The sequence below is a fragment of the Pseudomonadota bacterium genome (assembly GCA_018817425.1).
GTDB lineage: Bacteria > Desulfobacterota > Desulfobacteria > Desulfobacterales > RPRI01 > RPRI01.
Map to the genome: position 1 here is coordinate 15,287 of JAHITX010000098.1, position 19,920 is coordinate 35,206.

A 19,920-nucleotide genomic window follows, 5' to 3' on the forward strand; every position below is an offset into this window, starting at 1 on the left:
ACTTAAAGCCAAATGGAAACCATTATCACTATAAAGCCGGTTGTTGCAGTACTGATATCTCTTTTTGCCTCACTGCTGATTATGGCTACTCCCAAAAAACCAAATCTTAGAGAGACCTGGTCTGTTTTAGGCGCAGTGGCTACTTTTCTTACAATCCTTTCCATGATGCCACTGATACTGTCGGGGAAAGCACTTGAATATACGCCCTTTGTTATATTGCCTGGCATTTCGCTAAAATTCAGGGTTGATGCTCTTGGGCTTATTTTTGGAATAATAGCCTCCTTTCTCTGGATTCTGGTTACGTTTTATAATATCGGTTATATGCGTTCTTTAAAGGAACATGCGCAAACCAGATATTATACCTGTTTTGCTTTAGCTATATTCGGGGCTATAGGTGTTGCCTTTTCGGGTAATTTGTTTACTTTGTATTTATTTTATGAGCTTATCACAATATTTACATATCCGCTGGTTTCCCACCATCAGGATGAAGAATCCTATGAGGGTGCCAGAAAATATATGGTATATCTTACCGGTACGGCAAAGTCATTTTTCCTTCCGGCAATTGTTTTAACATATATTTTAGCAGGCACTTTAGATTTTGCCCCATCCGGTATAATGCACGGAATATTTCCGGAAACGGCAAATCCTACTCTTGTTACAATTACATATATTCTGTACCTTGCCGGATTTGCAAAAGCTGCGCTTATGCCTTTTCATAACTGGTTGCCTTCGGCGATGGTTGCGCCTACACCTGTTAGTGCTTTGCTCCATGCAGTGGCCGTTGTTAAAGCTGGAGTTTTTTGTACAAGCAGGGTTATGCTTTCGGTTTTTGGTGTTGAACTGATGAATTCCTTAAATTTAGGTATTCCTACTGCCTATCTGGCATCATTTACCATTCTGATGGCTTCAATTATTGCTCTTACCAAAGATGATTTAAAAGCAAGGCTTGCCTATTCTACAGTAAGTCAGCTTTCATATGTTATTTTAGGTGTTGCTCTTCTTACTCCAAGTGGAGTTACAGGAGGGCTGATTCATATTGCAAACCATGCTTTTTCCAAGATAACGCTTTTTATGTGTGCAGGATCTATTTATGTATCTCTTCACACTAAGAAAATCAGCGAAATGGGCGGTATCGCAAAACAGATGCCATTTACTATAGCAGCATTCAGTATTGCAGCGTTAAGCATGATCGGAGTTCCTCTTGTTTGCGGATTTGTGACTAAGTGGTATTTGGCAATTGGAACAATGCAGGCGCATAATACTATTCTTCTGGTAGTCCTGCTGGCCAGTACTATTTTAAATACTGCTTATTTCTTTCCTGTGATTATAAAAACTATATTTGGAAAGCCAAGGGAAGGTGATCCGGGAGCCCTTCATAGCGGGCGTCATGAAGCACCTGCAGTTATGGTGATTCCTTTGTTACTAACAGCTACAGCTTCCGTGCTTATGGGTCTTTATCCGGACTTTTTTATGAATATTGTAAAGTCGTTTGATCCGGATTACTTAATGAATACAATCAAGGCGGTTTTAACATTATGAATTTTGCTGAACCAATACAATATTTAAGAGACAATCTTAAAAAAGTAAAGATTGCTATGTGGATATGTATAGCAGGGTCTCTTGTGTTTGATGTTTGTATTAAACTTTTTGGCGCGCATCATGGTGCTGAACATGGAGAGCATCATGTTCTTACATTGGCGGAAAAGATTTACATTTGGGCAGAAACGGTTCCATGCTTCTGGTCTATTTTCGGTCTGATATGCACGATTCTACTTATTCGGGTTATGAAAGGGTTATCGCATACTGTGTTGATGAGAAAAGAGGGTTACTATGAATAATTTCATACATCCGGCGATATTTTTTATTTTTGGTGCATTGCTTATCCCGCTGATTCCGAAAAAGTTTAAAAAAATATTTTTGCTCGGATTGCCGCTTATTGCATTTTATTGTGTACTTACCATGAAAACTGGTGTGTATGGTGCTTATAATTACTTGGACTTTAACATAGTATTTGGACGTGTTGATAGATTAAGTATCGTTTTTGCACATGTTTTTACACTAATGTCTTTTATAGGTGTACTTTTCGGCATTCATGTCGAAGATGATTCACAACATATAGCTTCCTATTTTTATGTAGGCGGTTCATTAGGGGTTGTTTTTGCAGGAGATTATCTTACGGTATTTATCTTCTGGGAAATGATGGCGCTGGCATCAACATTTTTAATCTGGTTCAGACGTGAACCGGCATCATTAAAAGCAGGTCAACGTTATCTTCTTATGCATATATTTGGCGGGCTTCTTTTGCTCGGAGGTATTTTCCTGCATTACCAAAACACGGGAACTATAGCATTTGTCCAGCTTTTCCCGGAAAATGCCGGAATTGCCGAATACCTGATTCTTGCCGGATTTGCACTAAATGCTGCTGTATTTCCTCTGCACGCCTGGCTTCCGGATGCGTATCCTGAGGCAACAGTTACAGGCGCAGTATTTATGTGTGCTTTTACTACCAAAACAGCAGTATATGTTTTAGCCCGTGGTTTTCAGGGTTTTGAAGTTCTGGCAATTATGGGTACGGTAATGACTATTTATGGAGTTTGTTACGCTACCATTGAAAACGATATGCGGCGCATTCTTTCTTACCATATTATAAGTCAGGTAGGCTACATGGTTGCCGGCGTGGGGATAGGTGGCGCACTTGCAATAAATGGTGCTTGCGCTCATGCTTATGCCCATATCCTTTATAAAGCACTGCTTTTTATGGGGGCAGGTTCTGTTTTAATGATGACCGGAACATCCAAATTAAATGAATTGGGTGGCCTTTATAAGTATATGCCTTTAACAATGATTTTTTATATAATTGGCGGCATTTCAATTTCCGGTTTTCCTTTTTTCAGCGGATTTGTTAGTAAATCAATGGTAATTGCAGGCGCTGCAGAAGGTGGCCACCAGTATTTGATGATGTTGATGTTGTTGGCAGCTGTAGGTACATTTCTTTCTGTTGGATTAAAGCTTCCATATTTTGCTTTTTTTGGAAAGGACTGTGGCATTAAGCCGAAAGAACCGCCTAAAAATATGCTTTGGGCGATGGGTATTGCAGCATTTCTATGTTTTATAATCGGCGTTTATCCGAAAGCATTATATGTATTGTTACCTTACAAAGAAGCAGCGCTTGAATTTCATCCTTATAATATGGCGCATATGTCGGAAACTTTACAGATCCTGCTTTGTACAGGTCTTGGATTTTTCTTACTGCTTAAGAGATTACAACCTGAAGACAAAATCAATCTCGATTTTGACTGGTTCTATCGCAATATCTTAAATGGATTTATATGGTTTGACCAAAATATAATCCAGAAAATTGATTCTGTTTGGGGTAATGTTTGGAAGAATGTTGGAATTAAAGTATTGATGATGTCTATAGCAAGATTTTTTGCATGGTTTGACCGTTGGGCGATAGATGGTGTGGTTGATAATGTAGCATATGGAACCAGATGGATTGGAGATAAAGCTCGAAAAATTCAAACGGGAAATCTGCAAAACTATCTGGCCTTAGCTATTTTAATGATTTTTGTTATTGTCGGTGTTCACTGGTTTTTATAAATTGATATTTATTGAACCGGATGAATTTATTTGAAGTTATCAATGTTATCCGCCTCGGGCGGGATTACGAAGCCTTCAGGTTTAATTACTTCAGGAAAATATATATAAATGGATTTTTTAATTCCCAATCAGCTTAATTATCCCATTTTGAGCGTTTTAATCTTTGCGCCCCTGGCCGGAGCTTTTGTTCTTTTCATGATCCGGAATGAGACTGTTGCAAGAGTATGGACTTTATTTGTGAGTCTGGCTGTTTTTGCGCTTTCACTGCCTCTTTATTTTAATTTTGATCAAACTACTCCTAAATATCAATTTGGAGAGCATTTTTCTTGGATTCCTGCATTTGATATAAATTATACTCTTGGAATAGACGGGATTAGTCTGCTTCTTGTGCTTTTGAGTACAATGCTTATACCAATATGTGTTTTGGCATCCTGGAAATATATTGACAAGAGGGTTAAGGAATTTCATTTCTGTCTTCTTCTTATGGGCAGCGCATGTGTGGGAATTTTTACATCTCTGGATTTTGTGCTGTTTTATATTTTCTGGGAAGCAATGCTGATTCCAATGTATTTGCTAATAGCTGTCTGGGGTGGCACGGAAAAAGTTTATGCATCAATCAAGTTTTTTATTTACACAATGGTTGGAAGTGTATTTCTTTTAGTCGCAATGATTGCCCTATATCTTAAAACCGGCACTTTTTCTATTCCAACTCTAATGACAATGACTCAGACTTTTTCTTTTAGTTTTCAATTCTGGGTATTTCTTGCATTTGGGATTGCTTTTGCCATTAAAGTTCCGATGGCTCCGTTTCATACATGGTTACCTGCAGCGCATGTTCAGGCACCAACGGCAGGAAGTGTTTTGCTTGCAAGTATATTGCTGAAAATGGGAACGTATGGATTTGTTAGATTTTGTCTGCCCATAACGCCCAATGCGAGTTTGCATTTTGCTCCATACATTCTTGTTATGTCCGTTATATCTATTGTCTATGGCGGATATGTAGCTCTTGGGCAAACCGATATGAAAAAGCTTATTGCTTATTCTAGTGTTGCTCATATGGGTTTTGTTACACTTGGTACATTTTTCTTTAATAAGTATGGTCTTGAAGGGGCCATATTGCAGATGATAAATCATGGAATAACAACCGGTGCCCTCTTTTTATGTGTAGGTATTATTTATGAAAGGAGTCACAGCCGTTTGATAGCAGATAATGCCGGAATTGCAAAAATAATGCCGATTTATATTGGATTTTTTGGTTTTTTCTGTCTTTCTTCAATGGCGTTTCCCGGTACAAACAGCTTCGTTGGTGAGTTGTTGATTTTGATAGGAGCTTTTGCGGATTATAAAATAATCGGTGCTTTGAGTATTCCGGGAGTTGTACTTGCCGCGGCGTATATGCTGCATTTGCTTCAGAGAGTTGCTTGGGCTGGAAAACCGGATTCACATCATTTTTTTGATTTAAAATTAAGAGAGATTATTTACTTAGTTCCTCTTGTAATTTTGGTTTTATGGATTGGTTTTTCTCCTGGCCCATTTTTGGATGTTATTCATGTGAGTGTTGGTCATCTTTTGGAACAGATACATATGGCAGGCGCTGTACCTTTACATTAATATTAAATGCAGCATGTTATTTTTAAATAATTTTAACAAATATAATAAACTCGTATAAAGCTAAATTTAATTAAATGAGCCTTATTAAGTTTTCAATTTCAATGATTCTAAGGAATAAATAATAATGGATGTCGTATTATTTCTGCCGGAAACCTATCTGCTCTTGATGGCACTGGTTTTTTTCTGCCAATCTTTATGGAAATCATCTGCTCAATTGAATCAGGGTATAGCTGTATTTCTTTCCGGCATCGGAGTAATCATTAATCTTTATACTTTTAATATGACCGGAGATCTTTTCCATCTATCTTACCGTGTTGATCTTTTTTCACAAACATTTAAGTTTCTAATAAGCGTTGGGCTGTTTTTAATTACAATACTTTGTATGAAGAATAAAAGTATAGAAGAAAAGCTACAGCCTGAGTTTTTTATGTTTCTTTGCATAAGTGCATTAGGTCTTATGCTTATGGTAAGCAGTGTTGAGCTTATAACAATATTTATTGCAATGGAATTATCTTCATACTCACTTTATATCCTAATACCGATAAGTAAGGATATAAGTCATGGAAGAATAGAGGCTGCTGTTAAATATATTCTTTTCGGAGCAGCTGCTACAGCTATTATGCTTTTTGGTATGAGTTATATCTTCGGTATTACACAGACTACATACCTGTCAGAAATTATGTTAAAAATGCCGGAAATAATTGGGCAGCCGATTGGTGTAGTTGGTCTTCTTTTGATTCTTTGCGGATTTTTCTACAAACTATCAGTTGTTCCGTTTCATTTTTGGACTCCTGATATATATGAAGGCACTGCAAATGAGACAGTTACATTTATTGCAACTATGCCTAAGCTGGCAGCAGCAGCATTACTTATAAGGATTGTAAGTCTTGCCGCTCCCGGATCGGTTGATCTGGTTCAGGTTTTGGTTGTTATTGCTGCTGTTTCAATGACTTTCGGAAATATTGCAGCGCTTGTACAAAAAGATCTCAAGCGTCTTCTTGCTTATTCCAGCATTGCTCATGCAGGTTATATACTGCTTGGTATTTTAACTCTAAAAGTCGATGGTTATTCAGCAGTTGTTTTTCATATTACAGCATATATGCTTATGAATCTTGCATGCTTTCTTGTTATAACCAATGTTTCAAAGGAAGGGAAAAATGTTACTATAAGCGATCTTTCCGGTCTTCATAAGCGTTCTCCATTGCTGGCCTTTACTTTAGCAGTTGGTTTTTTTGGTCTTGCCGGGATTCCACCTACGGCAGGATTTACAGGAAAATTCTTCCTTTTTATTGCTGCTTTAAATGAAGGGCACCTTGCATTGATCATAATAGCTGCTGTAAATACGGCTATTTCTATTTATTATTATCTTAATGTTGTTCGTGCGGCATATGGTCAGGATCCTGATGGATTACCGGCAGTGCAAGTAAGTTTTTCACATAGATTATTAAATTACAGTTTAATAATTGCTATATTAATTTTGGGTACTATACCTTCAAGATTTATTGAATTGGCGCGAACAGCCTGTGAAACGATAAAATTGTAAACGGAGTAAAATAAATGTCGGCAGAAGCTACAAATTGCATAGAAAAACCACAGGCCCATGAAATGCCGGGTATTGCTGGTAATCAGCCAAGAATTACGGTTTGCGGAGTTGGGAATTCAGCATCTTCCTGTGGGGGGGGTGCTATATATAAGGGTTTAATAGCAGAATCTAAACGTCTCAATATTCCAGTTGTTATAGAGCCTGCAAAATATGGTTGTAGTGGTAAATGTAATAATGGTACATATATCAGTTTGCCACATCTTGGACTTTTCTATCACAAAGTAAAAGAAGCCCATATTCCAATAATTATAAAAGAAACAATAGGAAATAATAAAATATTATTTCCTATATTATATGTCAACCCTCTTCAGAGCATACGTGAGGATCTGATATGGGATAAAACAAGCTGTTGTATAATGACCATGAATCCTTCTGTTTGCATGGTTGAAATTGCAGAGTATCTTATAAAATTTCATGCTAACGAGTCTTGTGGTAAATGTGTTCCATGCCGTTTGGGAATTCAGCGGCTTATAGAACTTATTTCTGGTGTTGCAAATGGAAAAGCACCTGATAATGCAGTTGTTCAGATGGAGACTATGATTCAACTCACAGATCAGGCAGCATATTGCGATTTTGCCGGAAAAGTATCGAAAATAATTATGGCCATTGTTTCAAATTTTAAGGATGAATTTGAAAAACATATAAAAGAGAAAAAATGCCGGTTTGGAGTTTGTAGTTTATAATTAATAGGTATACCGGCATTATTGTTTTGGCTGGTTATAAATGATATAGACGGAAAAGAGAAAAAATATGTTTAAAATTGATGTGAATCCGGATAAATGCGTAGGAGACGAAGAATGTATAGAGGTCTGTCCGGTAGATGTATTTCAACTGAAAAATGGTAAATCTGTTCCTGTAAGGTCAGATGATTGTCTAGGTTGCGAAAGTTGTGTTCAGGTTTGTGATTTTGTGGCTATTACTATTACTGAGGTATAAATTTAAAAAGCCTGCATTAATATTTTCAAATCATTTAATATCCTCAACTGCTGTTGACGGAAATTATTTATCTAATTAATTTTTACCATGTCAGCTGTAAACACGTCCCCCAATAATGTATATTGTTTTTTTAGAGATTAAGGCACATTTGAAGTTCTTTTATTAAACAAAGGTTTGATTTCATTATATTCTAAATGTCTTAAACTAAGTTTTGTTTGATTATTTGAGCTAAAGCAAATGTATTTACAATTGCCTTAAAACTATGAGGATGCCTCTATTGCAATTTATAAATTCTGATTTCCAAATATAAATATACTTCTATTGTTAAAACTTTGCTTAAAGCATTATAAGGTGAATATATAACTTATATATGACATGTATGTCATATATAAGTTATTAGATAAATTCAATATATTTTAATTATTAAGTTTGTTTTTTCTTGACTTGTTTATCAAAATTTTGACATATATAACATCGAATAAAGATAATAAAACTATAACATAGCAACACATATTTGTTTACTGTGTCTTACTGTGAAAAGTTTAAATTAATAATAAATAAAACCGATAGCGGAGTAATGTATGTCTAATGTATCTCTAACTATTAATGGTCAAACAGTTATTACGGAATCCGAAAATACACTGCTGCAAGCAGCAAGGCAGGAAGGTATATTTATACCAACCCTTTGTCATCATCCCCTTTTAAAACCTGAAGAATCTTGCAGGATATGTGTGGTTGAAGTCAAGGGAGAATCCAGGCCGGTAACATCCTGTTCTTTCAAGGTTGCTGAAGGGATGGAAGTTCAAACTGATACATCAAAAATCAGGGAATTTCGTAAAAATATACTTTCTTTACTACTTGAACAGCATTATGGAGATTGTTTAGCGCCATGTCATATGACTTGTCCCGGACATCTTGATATCCAGGGTTATGTTGCTCATATTGAAAGAGGCAATCCTATAGAAGCTCTTAGGCTTATAAAAGAAAAGACTCCTTTTGCTGCATCACTTGGAAGGGTATGTCCGCATCCATGTGAAAATGAATGCCGACGCACACGTGTTGAAAAAGCAATAAACATAAAAGATTTGAAAAGATATGCAGCTGATTATGCTGCCGAGCGCGGAATCAGAGTAACACCTGCACCACCTCCAGATACAGGCAAAAAGGTTGCAATAATAGGAGGCGGTCCTGCAGGGCTTGCCGCAGCATATTATCTGCGTCTTAAAGGCCACGGTGCTACCATATATGACGCCATGCCCAAGCTTGGTGGTATGTTAAGATATGGTATTCCCGAATATCGTCTTCCAAAGGCTGTGCTTGATCAGGAGATACAGGAGATTTTAGATCTTGGCGTAGCGGTTAATATAAACAAGAAATTCGGAAAAGATTTTACTCTGGCATCACTAAAAAGCGAGGGATATGATGCTATATTTTTAGCCATAGGAGCATGGAATTCTTATAAACTTGGAATTTCAGGAGAAGAGATGCGGGGAGTCATGTCCGCCATCGAATTTCTGATTCGAACAGCATCCGGAGATCCGCCACCAGTTGGTAAAAAAGTGGTAGTAATCGGCAATGGGAATACTGGCATGGATGCCGCACGAAGCTGCCTTCGCATGGGAGCAGAAGAAGTTATAATGCTTTATCGCCGGACAAAAGCAGAAATGCCTGCTAACCCGCAGGAGATCCATGATGCTGAAGAAGAAGGCGTAAAGATACATATACTGGCTACTCCGACAAGAATTATTTCCAAAGACGGAGCTTTTTCCGGTGTTGAATATCTTAAAAATGAACTAAAAGCAGCAGACAGCAGCGGTCGCCCGAGTCCTGTTCCTATTGAAGGTTCCGAAACAATTCTAGAAGCCGATCAGGCTATTATATCCATCGGACAATTTTCCGATGTACAATTTTTGAAAGAAGATACCGAACTTAAAGAAGCCTCGTTCACGAGAAAAGGAATACCAGAAACGGATACAAGCACCCTTCAATCATGTATCCCGTACCTGTTTTTAGGTGGAGATCTTTTAAGAGGTCCAAGAACTGTTATTCAGGCAAGTGCTGACGGTCGAGAGGCCGCCTTGTCTATCCACAGCTATCTGACAGATGGAGCTGTTATATGTGATGTACAACCTTTTAATATAGTGAAAGGGAAATTGAGTGAGGTAGATCCGGTTAATTTTGAAAATATTAAAAGCCGTCCGCGTAACGAAACCCCGATTCTTCCGGTTTCTCAAAGAGTTAAAAGCTTTGAAGAAGCTGAACTGGTGTTATCCGAGACTCAGGCCAAAGAAGAAGCTGAAAGATGTCTTTCCTGCGGCTGCCTGGACAGTTTTGATTGTCTTCTTAGAAAATATGCAACAATTTATGATGTTGATGCAAGCAAACTAGCTTTCTGGAAGAGCCCCAAATATAAAATAGAAAATTCACATCCATTTATAACTGTTGATCCGAACAAGTGCATCGTATGCCGCAGATGTGCTGTAGGATGTGATAACTACCAGATTCAGTATGCTATAAAAGTAGATGAGGTTTCCGGTGAAGACCGAACCGGTCCGCCACAATATGCTCCAAGTATTAATGATAAGTGTGTTGACTGCGGTTTATGCGTAGGCAATTGTCCTACCGGCGCACTCCAGGAAAAGACAAAAGGCAAACCCGGTCCTTTTGAGCTTAATAAAATTCGAACAACATGCACATATTGTGGTGTCGGATGTCAGATATATCTTGCAACATCAGGAAACCAGATAGTAAATGTTCAAGGTGTTCCGGGAGTTGCGCCTAATTACGGGCATCTTTGTGTAAAAGGAAGATTTGCATTCGATTTTGTTAATAGTCCTGAGAGGTTGCGCAAACCTTTGATAAAACAAGATGATGGCAGCTTCAAGGAAGTAAGTTGGGAAGAAGCATTAGATCTTGTTGTACGCAGGTTTGCAGCAATAAGAGATGAATACGGGCCTGATACATTGGCCGCTCTTACTTCTGCAAGGATCACAAATGAAGAGAATTATGTGGTGCAAAAACTTGCCAGAGCCGTATTTAAAACTAATAATGTAGATCATTGCGCGCGTCTCTGACATTCCTCTACAGTGGCCGGTCTGGCCGCCGCATTTGGAAGCGGAGCAATGACAAATACTATTGGAGATCTTGATGAAGCGGATGTAATTTTACTTACAGGCTCAAATACTACCGAAAATCATCCTGTAATATCTTCTTATATCAAGAGAGCAATAAAATTTAAAGGAACAAAACTGATTGTTGTAGATCCAAGAAGAATTAATATGACCTTGTTTTCAAAAAACTGGCTCAGGCCAAATCTTGGAACTGATGTTGCCTGGATTAATGGCATGATTCATGTAATTATTAAGGAAGAACTTTTTGATAAAGATTTTGTTCAAAACCGTACAACCGGTTTTGAAGAATTAAAAAAGGCGGCAGAAAAATATACACCTGAATATGTTGAAACAATAACAGGCATTCTTTCGAAAAGTCTTATTGAAGCAGCAAGGATGTACGCCGGAGCAAAGGCGGGTGCCATTGTTTACTGCATGGGCATCACCCAGCACACAACAGGAACAGACAATGTAAAGTCTTTGGCAAATCTTTCCATGCTTTGCGGCAATCTTGGAATCAGAGGTGGAGGCGTAAATCCACTGCGGGGCCAGAATAATGTTCAGGGTGCATGTGATATGGGAGGGCTTCCTGATGTATTTTCCGGTTATCAGAAAGTTATTGATCCTGTTGCAAGAGAAAAGATGGAAGCTGCCTGGGGTGTTTCGGGCCTTTCGGATAAGCCGGGTTTAAAGGCTACCGAAATGATACCGAAAGCCCATGATAAAAGTTTAAGAGCGCTTTATATTGTAGGCGAAAATCCGCTTATCTCCGATCCTGATATTAATCATGCCGAAAAATGCATAAAGAATCTCGATTTTCTTGTTGTGCAGGATATTTTTATGACAGAAACGGCAAAGCTTGCAGATGTGATTTTGCCTTCAGCCTGTTTTGCAGAAAAGGAAGGAACGTTTTCAAATACCGAGCGCAGAGTTCAGCGGGTGAGAAAAGCAGTTGAGCCGCCGGGAGAAGCAAAAGAAGACTGGAAAATTACCTGTGAAATTGCAAACCGCATGGGATATCCAATGGCATATGAAAGCAGTGAAGCCATACTGGAGGAAATTTCCAAAGTAACTCCTGCTTATGCCGGTATAAATTATGACCGGATAGATCAGGAAGGCATTCACTGGCCATGTCCGAGTTTAGATCATCCGGGTACGCCTATTTTACATACGCAGGCTTTTCCCATAGGAAAAGGTGTATTTCATGCTATTGAATATATACCTCCGGCTGAACAAACTGATAACGAATATCCATTTTATCTGACAACAGGCCGAGTTATTCATCAATACCATACCGGCACCATGACAATGAAATCGGATGGAATAAATGAAAGGGCTCCGGAGAATTTTGTTGAGATTTCCTCTTCTGATGCAGAAAAATTCGGTTTTGAAGATGGATCAATGGCAAAAATTATGTCTAGAAGAGGAGACATTACCGCAAAAATAAAAATATCCGCAACTGCAGTTAATGGAACGGTTTTTATCCCATTTCATTTTGCAAAATCTGCCGCAAACAAATTGACAAATGCTGCCCTTGATCCTGTTTCAAAAATTCCTGAATACAAAGTCTGTGCAGTAAAGTTGTCAAAAGCAGCTTGATGATTTTTTAATAAAAAAAATAATCATAAAATATAAAAACCCGTTATTGGTATTATTACAATAACGGGTTTTATATTTGCTGCACAAAATATTTCTTGACGATCACATCTTTAATGCACATCATTGTAAATAATGAATTATTTATAAAAGATTTATTATAATTGCTATAGATTGTACGCATACAAATAAATAAGGATAAATAAAATGCACGTACATTCTCTTGAAACCTGGCAGCATAATCATGATTTTGCAGTTATTCATGAAAAAGGCGAACGGCGTACCTTGCAGGTTTTAATCATGACGGCTGTTACAATGGTTGTTGAAATAATTGCCGGTGTTATATTCGGTTCCATGGCTTTGCTGGCTGACGGTTGGCACATGGGAACTCATGTCGCTGCTTTCCTGATAGCATTACTTGCATATAGATATGCAAAAAGACACGAGAATGATCCATTGTTTACTTTCGGTACCGGCAAGGTAAGCGTTTTGGGCGGATTTACAAGCGCAGTGACTTTGGCTGTAGTTGCTTTGGTTATGTCTATTGAGTCAATACAGCGAATTATAAATCCGCAACAAATTCATTTCAACGAAGCGATTGGGGTTGCAATACTCGGCTTGTTTGTTAATATAATTTGCGCTTATATTTTGCAGGGCCGTCATGATCATTCACATGGAAAACATAAGCAAAAACATGATCACCACCATGACCATAATTTAAGAGCAGCCTATTTTCATGTATTGGCCGATGCTTTGACTTCATTGCTTGCAATTGTGGCGCTTTTTTCCGGAAAAATGTTTGGTTGGAATCATCTCGATCCGGTCATGGGTATTGTCGGAGCTTTGGTCATAACCCGCTGGTCATATAGTCTGCTGAAAGAAACCGGTCCGATTTTGTTGGATAAAAATATTGAAGAAAAACAAAGGGCTGAAATAAAAACTAAAGTGGAATCTGACTCGGACAATCGGATTGCCGATCTTCATTTATGGAAAGTAGGACCTAATGATTATGCAGTTGTAATTTCTTTGGTTACGCACTTTCCAAAAGCTGTGGAACATTACAAGGGGCTGTTGAAAGACATACATAATTTATCTCATATTACAATTGAAGTAAATCAATGTATTGGAGAATCGTGTGTTGTTCCGAAACCAACAACAATTTAGAGTATTGTTTGCCGTATTTGATGGGTAAGAAATGCAAAAAAAAAGGGGATAAATAATGAGTTTAGATTCGCAAGGTGTAAACGTTAACGTAAAAATGGATAAAGATAACCTTTACATGGAGGAATCTTTTTCCGATTTAACATCCGGTTATATCAGAAGGCTTACGCCTGTAACACAAGATGGTTTGCCGGATACAACAAGAAAGACAATTTTTATCGCACAGACTCAGGTTATGACGCAAGGCGGGCCTTTACCTATTCAGGGTCCGATAGAAGCAGATAGTCTAAAAGATGCTTTGGAAAAATTTCCAGATGCAGTGAATGCTGCTATTGAACAACTTATAGAAAGATCAAATGAAATGCGCCGTGAGGAAGCTTCCAAGATAGTTCTGCCGGGTTCTGAAGTAAGCAGTATTTTTACAAAATAAATTTATTTTTAACAACATACTTTTGCCATATTTCCATATAAGGAAAGTATATGCCGAAGGAAAAAATTTTGGTGGTTGATGATGAGGAAGATATACTCGAACTCATCAGACATAACCTTGCCAGAGAAGGATACAGAATTATTTGTGCCTCTGACGGCGAGAGCGCAGTAAATATGGCTAAAACTGAAAAGCCGGATGTGATTGTGCTTGATTTGATGCTGCCGGGGATAGACGGCTTCGAAGTAGCAAAAAAACTGAAATATAATCAGCAAACACGCAATATTCCGATTGTCATGCTAACTGCAAAAGGAGAAGATGCGGATATTGTAACCGGTTTGGAGATAGGTGCGGATGACTATATTACAAAGCCTTTTAGTCCGCGTGTATTGATCGCGAGGATCAGAGCGGTCATCCGCCGCCGCCAAAATCAGAAAGAAGATACTGAAAGCGATTTGCTTCTTATTCATGATCTTACAATAGATATTGATAAAAGAAGTGTTTTGGTGGGCGACAAAGAGGTTGAGCTGACGTTTACTGAGTTTCAGGTTCTTTGCTGCCTGGCAAAACGGCCCGGATGGGTTTTTACCCGCTCTCATATTGTAGATATGGTTCGCGGAAGTGATTATCCTGTTACCGATCGCAGCGTAGATGTGCAAATTGTGGGGTTGCGTAAAAAACTGGGTGTGTGTGGCGATTATATTGAAACCGTCAGAGGAGTTGGGTATCGTTTCAGGGAGAAGCCTTGAACAAAAAAGGTAAAACAAAAAAACTTTTCTGGAAACTTTATCCTACTTATTTGCTGATATCTGTTATCTCGGTAGTTGCGGTAAGCTGGTATGCATCCAGTTCCATGCGCGAATATTTTTTGAAACAAACCCATACATACCTTAAAACAAGAGGGTATCTACTTGAAAAACAGATTAAGCCGCATCTGTTTCCCCTTAATACTTCATTTATCGATTCGATATGTAAAAGAGACGGGCAGCTTACTGATACCCGCTTTACTGTTATACTTACAAACGGTGAAGTAGTTGGTGATACGCAGGAAAATCCTGACAATATGGATAATCACCGTAATCGCCCGGAAGTGCAGCAGGCAATTAATGAAGACCTGGGAAGTTCTTTTCGATACAGCAAAACCCTTCATCAGAAAATGATGTATGTGGTAATCCCGGTAAAAAAAGGCAATGAAATTATCGCATTTATCAGAGCATCGCTTTCAATATCTTCCATTGATGAAACCTTATACCATATTTATAGAAGTATTGCATGGGGAGGATTGTTTATAGCGCTTTTTGCAGCGGCATTAAGTTATCTTGCTTCCCGCTATGTCAGCCGCCCTATTGAAGAAATAAGAAATGGAGCAAAACGTTTTACGGAAGGTGATTTGAAATATCGTCTGCCCTCAATTGAGACGGAAGAACTCGCAAGCCTTTCGACATCCTTGAATCATATGGCCGGGCAGCTGGAAGAAAAAATTGAAAACTCGAACCGGCAGCAAAATCAACTTCAAGCAGTATTAACCAGTATGGTGGAAGGTGTTGTAGCAGTTGACAAAGAAGAACGTATTATAAGCGTCAATCAGGCTGCCGCAAAAATATTTGACAGCAGTACTGAAGAATTGCAGGGGCGACTGATTCAGGAAGTAATCAGAAATCGGGATTTGCAGGGGTTTGTTAAAAAGGCGCTTTTAAATGAAGCGCGTGTTGAACAGGATATCTTTTTTTATAAAAACGGCGAACGTATTATTAATGCTTACTGTAATCCCTTGCAGGATATAGATGGAAAGCAAATCGGAACGCTTGTTGTAGTATATGATGTTACTCATCTAAGGCGGCTTGAAAATATACGCAAAGATTTTGTGGCAAATGTCTCACATGAAATCAAGACGCCGCTTACTGCTATAAAGGGATTTGTTGAAACTCTTCAACAGGGAGCTTTTGATAATCCGGAAGAATCCAGGCGTTTTTTGCAAATTATTTCCAAACATGTTAACCGCCTGAATTCAATTGTTGAAGATCTGTTAAGCCTTTCAAGGTTGGAACAGAAAGATAAACAACAGCAGCTTAAACCAGAAACCATTCAAATCAGGCACATCCTGATATCGGCAATTCAATTGTGCCAGCCAAAAGCAGATGATAAACATATTATCATTGATCTTGATTGCAAAGAAGAACTGACGGCTAAACTTGATCCTAACTTATTTGAAGAAGTTGCCGTAAATTTGATTGATAATGCTATAAAATACAGTCCTGAAGGAAAAATTGTTAAAATTTCAACTGAAGAAAATGATTCAAAGATAGCGATTCATTTTATGGATCAGGGCGTCGGTATTGGCAAACAGCATCTTGATCGTCTTTTTGAAAGGTTTTACCGTGTTGATGCGGCGCGCAGCCGCAATCTGGGCGGGACTGGCTTGGGGCTTGCGATTGTAAAGCATATTCTCCAGCTCCATGGCGGGCACATTACCGTGGAAAGCACACCCGGTGCGGGAAGCACCTTCAGCATATTCCTGCCGAAAACATAAAGCTTGCTTATTCATATATTTATATACGATAAAGAACTCAGCATTTGTTCCTATCCAATCTCCATGGTTTATCAGAGTGACGATTTCTTACTAGTCCATCAATATTGACTTTATGATATTTTATAATACAATAAAAACAATTGAACTTATAAACGAACCTATCTGATTGTAATATTCTGACAATTTTTCATCAACTTTTGTTATCATTTGAATGGTGTTAAATAGTATTATGCCAATGAATAATGAGCAATCCTTAATGGAACATCCCAAAGATTATAGAATTGCAGAAAGTAATAACTGCGGATTAAAACTAGATTGTTTATATTGACGTTTTTTAACAATGGAAAATAGTATGAATGATTCAAATAAAACTATTGTTTTTAACTATAAATTCAAATTCAATAATAATTTTGAAAAAGAATTCAATGTCGAATTGGATTCAAAAACCCTGAATTTGACACATACCCCGAAGAGTCCGGCTCCGGAATGGGCAAAGTTAAATTTTTTCAAATGCCCGAATTGTACTTTGGATGAGACCAAGCATCTATTGTGTCCAATCGCTGCAAATCTTGTTGAATTGGTAGATTTCTTTCGGAATATGATTTCCTATAGTGAAGTTGATATGCAGATACAATGCAAAGAGCGTGGATACTTTAAACATACAACGTTGCAACAGGGGATCAGCTCTTTGATCGGGATATATATGGTTACAAGCGGCTGCCATGTTATGGAAAAACTGAAACCGATGGTTCGTTATCATTTACCGTTCGCATCGATGTTGGAAACCGAATATCGGGCACTATCGATGTATTTACTTGCACAGTACTTTTTGTATAAACAAGGCAAGCAACCTGACTGGGATTTGAAACACCTCGTTGATATTTATTCAGACATACAAATCGTTAATAAAAGTATTTCCCGGAGGCTGACCAATATAAGTATTCAGGATGCAGCGCTTAATGCATTGATCAAGCTCGACATATTTGCAAAACGCATATCAGTGTCAATAGATAGAAATATTCTGGACGAAATTGAAAATCTGTTTGGTGCATATTTTTAACATGCGTAAAATGGATGGCAAAATGAAAAAGTTACCCAAGATAACAGAACCTGAAAGTCAGAATGCTACTGCTTTTCGTAAGCAGGCTGAAGAGAACGCATTGGGGAAAGAGGCCACCTTGCCGGAAAATTTGGAGGCAATGTCAGCAGAAGAAATACAGCAGTTGCTTCACGAACTTCAGGTGCATCAGATCGAGCTTGAGATGCAGAAAGAGGAATTACTCCGGATGCATGCAGAGCTCGATGCGGAGCGCACACACTATTCAGATCTGTATGATCTCGCTCCAGTAGGCTATTATACAATCAGTGAAAAGGGGCTGATTCTGGAAGCGAACCTTACCGCCGCAACTCTGCTGGGCGTAGCCCGTGGTGCGCTGGTCAAGCATCTTTTGACCCGGTTCATCTTTACCAAAGACAGAGATATCTATTATCTGCACAGTAAACAACTCTTTGAAACCGGTGAGCCACAAGAGTTTGAACTCAGGATGATAAATAAGGATGGATCTTTATTCTGGGCACATCTGGTTGCGACAGCTGTGCAGACCGACGAAACCACTCCCGTATGTCGGGTCATTATAAACGATATTACTTTTCACAAACTACAAGCGCATGAGCACGAGTTTACAGCAAGCTTGATTGAACTGGTTAACACGCCGGGCGATTTCCGGGAAAACATGTCGGACCTTGCTGCTGCCCTGCAAGGTTGGTCGGGGTGTGAAGCCGTCGGCATCCGCCTGCGCGACGAAGATGATTATCCATATTACACGACTCGTGGTTTTGCGCCTGAGTTTGTTCAAGCGGAAAAGTACCTCTGTGCGTATGGCCCGGACGGTAAAATTCTGCACGATGGTGCAGGAAACCCCATACTGGAATGTATGTGCGGAAACATACTGTGCGGCCGTTTCGATTCCGCCAAGCCTTTCTTTACCGCTAGTGGGAGCTTCTGGTCCAACAATACCACCGCTTTGCTTGCCAACACCACAGAAGCTGACCGCCAGGCCCGCACCCGAAACCGATGTAATGGTGAAGGGTATGAATCAGTGGCTCTGATCCCCCTGCGCATAGGCAATCAGGTTTTCGGATTGCTTCAATTCAACGACCGCTGTACGAACCGGTTTACTCCAGACCTTGTTGAACATTATGAAAGAATGGCCGACAGTCTGGCTATTTCCCTTTCAAGACGGCAGGCCGCGGAGATGCTGAGGGAAACAAGTGACTATCTGAACAGACTGATCGACTATGCAAACGCACCGATAATTACCTGGGACACGGAGTACAGGATTACCCGTTTCAACCATGCCTTCGAGCGTCTTACGGGTTATACTGCTGAAGAGGTTATGGGTCAGGATTTGTCCATCTTCTTTCCGGAAACAAGTCGCGATAAGTCGCTTAACAAAATCAAGGCTACCTCACTCGGTGAATATTGGGAGTCGGTGGATATTCCGATTCGTTGCAAGGACGGGGTGAGCCGAATCGTACTTTGGAGTTCAGCTAATATTTATGCTCAGGACGGCAAGACACTTTTAGCCACCATTGCCCAGGGCCAGGATATCACCGACCGTATGCGGGCAGAAAATGATATACGAAAAATGAACGCCGATTTAGAGCAGCGTGTCATCAAACGCACCGCGGAGTTGGAAGCCGTCAATAAGGAACTGCTTGCCTTCTCATACTCTGTTTCTCACGATTTGCGTGCGCCCTTAAGGAGCATTGACGGGTTTAGCCGAATCCTGCTTGAGGATTATCAGAAAAACCTGGATGATAAAGGAAAGGCTTTTCTGGAGAAGGTCTGCAAAGCTTCACAGCGAATGGGTTTGCTGATTGATGACATGCTGAAACTCTCAAAGATAACCCAGACCGAATTAAAGCGGGAAGCTGTTGATTTGAGTGTTATGATAGGGGTGATTGCTAAGGAGCATCAGATGAGCAATCCCGGCAGAGTCTTTGATGTTAACATCCGGGAGGGAATCATGGTTAAGGGTGATCCCCATTTGATTAATATTGCCATGGAAAACCTTGTAGGCAATGCCTTTAAGTTCACGGGCGAAAAAGAGCATCCTAAAATTGAGTTCGGAACAATTGTCAGAGATGGCGAGACGGCCTGTTTTATCCGCGACAATGGTGCAGGGTTTGAAATGGCCTATGTAAACAAACTGTTCGGAGCCTTTCAGCGCCTCCACACAGCCGATGAGTTTCCGGGAACCGGGATTGGCCTTGCGACAGTTCAACGCGTTATAAATCGGCACGGGGGCAAGATCTGGGCGGAAGGGGAAAAAGGAAAAGGAGC

General features: G+C 39.3%; 14 protein-coding genes and 2 pseudogenes. All 16 read left to right on the forward strand.

The window, feature by feature from the left end:
* Positions 1 to 12 precede the first annotated feature (12 nt).
* On the forward strand, positions 13 to 1,539 hold the full coding sequence (locus KKC46_17170; protein ID MBU1055533.1) for a monovalent cation/H+ antiporter subunit D family protein: 1,527 nt from the start codon (positions 13 to 15) through the stop codon (positions 1,537 to 1,539).
* Positions 1,536 to 1,838 carry a hypothetical protein gene (locus tag KKC46_17175; GenBank protein MBU1055534.1) on the forward strand — a complete coding sequence of 101 codons (303 nt, stop codon included), beginning with the start codon at positions 1,536 to 1,538 and terminating at the stop codon, positions 1,836 to 1,838. Before KKC46_17170 ends, KKC46_17175 begins: the two co-directional genes overlap by 4 nt.
* Entirely contained in the window at positions 1,831 to 3,600 is a 1,770-nt protein-coding gene (locus KKC46_17180; protein ID MBU1055535.1) for a Na(+)/H(+) antiporter subunit D, read from the forward strand. Before KKC46_17175 ends, KKC46_17180 begins: the two co-directional genes overlap by 8 nt.
* Positions 3,601 to 3,708: 108 nt before the next feature.
* Positions 3,709 to 5,211 (forward strand): NADH-quinone oxidoreductase subunit M, encoded by a 1,503-nt coding sequence (locus KKC46_17185; GenBank protein ID MBU1055536.1) that lies wholly within the window; start codon positions 3,709 to 3,711, stop codon positions 5,209 to 5,211.
* Positions 5,212 to 5,335: 124 nt separating this feature from the next.
* Positions 5,336 to 6,754: an NADH-quinone oxidoreductase subunit N gene (locus tag KKC46_17190; protein ID MBU1055537.1), complete on the forward strand. Its 1,419-nt coding sequence runs from the start codon at positions 5,336 to 5,338 to the stop codon at positions 6,752 to 6,754.
* Positions 6,755 to 6,768: 14 nt separating this feature from the next.
* Complete coding sequence (locus tag KKC46_17195; protein MBU1055538.1) at positions 6,769 to 7,497, forward strand: hypothetical protein; 729 nt, start codon at positions 6,769 to 6,771, stop codon at positions 7,495 to 7,497.
* A 67-nt stretch (positions 7,498 to 7,564) separates the two neighbouring features.
* The gene (locus tag KKC46_17200) at positions 7,565 to 7,750 is read left to right on the forward strand and encodes a ferredoxin family protein (protein MBU1055539.1); all 186 of its coding nucleotides are present in this window, start codon (positions 7,565 to 7,567) and stop codon (positions 7,748 to 7,750) included.
* Between the two features lie 581 nt (positions 7,751 to 8,331).
* Positions 8,332 to 8,565: pseudogene (locus KKC46_17205) on the forward strand ((2Fe-2S)-binding protein).
* Between the two features lie 255 nt (positions 8,566 to 8,820).
* Positions 8,821 to 9,816 (forward strand): annotated as a pseudogene (locus KKC46_17210) (FAD-dependent oxidoreductase).
* Complete coding sequence (gene fdhF, locus KKC46_17215; protein MBU1055540.1) at positions 9,796 to 12,459, forward strand: formate dehydrogenase subunit alpha; 2,664 nt, start codon at positions 9,796 to 9,798, stop codon at positions 12,457 to 12,459. Before KKC46_17210 ends, fdhF begins: the two are co-directional and overlap by 21 nt.
* A gap of 204 nt (positions 12,460 to 12,663) precedes the next feature.
* Positions 12,664 to 13,620: a CDF family Co(II)/Ni(II) efflux transporter DmeF gene (gene dmeF, locus KKC46_17220; protein ID MBU1055541.1), complete on the forward strand. Its 957-nt coding sequence runs from the start codon at positions 12,664 to 12,666 to the stop codon at positions 13,618 to 13,620.
* A gap of 94 nt (positions 13,621 to 13,714) precedes the next feature.
* Entirely contained in the window at positions 13,715 to 14,047 is a 333-nt protein-coding gene (locus tag KKC46_17225) for a hypothetical protein (protein ID MBU1055542.1), read from the forward strand.
* 50 nt (positions 14,048 to 14,097) lie between these two features.
* A complete protein-coding gene (locus tag KKC46_17230) occupies positions 14,098 to 14,793 on the forward strand; it encodes a response regulator transcription factor (GenBank protein ID MBU1055543.1) in 696 nt (231 codons plus the stop codon).
* Between the two features lie 104 nt (positions 14,794 to 14,897).
* Positions 14,898 to 16,574, forward strand: a complete 1,677-nt coding sequence (locus KKC46_17235; GenBank protein ID MBU1055544.1) for a cell wall metabolism sensor histidine kinase WalK — start codon at positions 14,898 to 14,900, stop codon at positions 16,572 to 16,574.
* Between the two features lie 352 nt (positions 16,575 to 16,926).
* Entirely contained in the window at positions 16,927 to 17,634 is a 708-nt protein-coding gene (locus KKC46_17240; protein ID MBU1055545.1) for a hypothetical protein, read from the forward strand.
* A gap of 22 nt (positions 17,635 to 17,656) precedes the next feature.
* A partial coding sequence (locus KKC46_17245) for a PAS domain S-box protein (protein MBU1055546.1) occupies positions 17,657 to 19,920 on the forward strand: 2,264 nt, incomplete at its 3' end.

Bases quoted from the DNA above. Each gene is read 5' to 3' on its own strand.
- KKC46_17170 (MBU1055533.1), top strand. From the start codon at position 13: ATGGAAACCATTATCACTATAAAGCCGGTTGTTGCAGTACTGATATCT.
- KKC46_17175 (MBU1055534.1), top strand. From the start codon at position 1,536: ATGAATTTTGCTGAACCAATACAATATTTAAGAGACAATCTTAAAAAA.
- KKC46_17180 (MBU1055535.1), top strand. From the start codon at position 1,831: ATGAATAATTTCATACATCCGGCGATATTTTTTATTTTTGGTGCATTG.
- KKC46_17185 (MBU1055536.1), top strand. From the start codon at position 3,709: ATGGATTTTTTAATTCCCAATCAGCTTAATTATCCCATTTTGAGCGTT.
- KKC46_17190 (MBU1055537.1), top strand. From the start codon at position 5,336: ATGGATGTCGTATTATTTCTGCCGGAAACCTATCTGCTCTTGATGGCA.
- KKC46_17195 (MBU1055538.1), top strand. From the start codon at position 6,769: ATGTCGGCAGAAGCTACAAATTGCATAGAAAAACCACAGGCCCATGAA.
- KKC46_17200 (MBU1055539.1), top strand. From the start codon at position 7,565: ATGTTTAAAATTGATGTGAATCCGGATAAATGCGTAGGAGACGAAGAA.
- dmeF (MBU1055541.1), top strand. From the start codon at position 12,664: ATGCACGTACATTCTCTTGAAACCTGGCAGCATAATCATGATTTTGCA.
- KKC46_17225 (MBU1055542.1), top strand. From the start codon at position 13,715: ATGGATAAAGATAACCTTTACATGGAGGAATCTTTTTCCGATTTAACA.
- KKC46_17230 (MBU1055543.1), top strand. From the start codon at position 14,098: ATGCCGAAGGAAAAAATTTTGGTGGTTGATGATGAGGAAGATATACTC.
- KKC46_17235 (MBU1055544.1), top strand. From the start codon at position 14,898: ATGCGCGAATATTTTTTGAAACAAACCCATACATACCTTAAAACAAGA.
- KKC46_17240 (MBU1055545.1), top strand. From the start codon at position 16,927: ATGAATGATTCAAATAAAACTATTGTTTTTAACTATAAATTCAAATTC.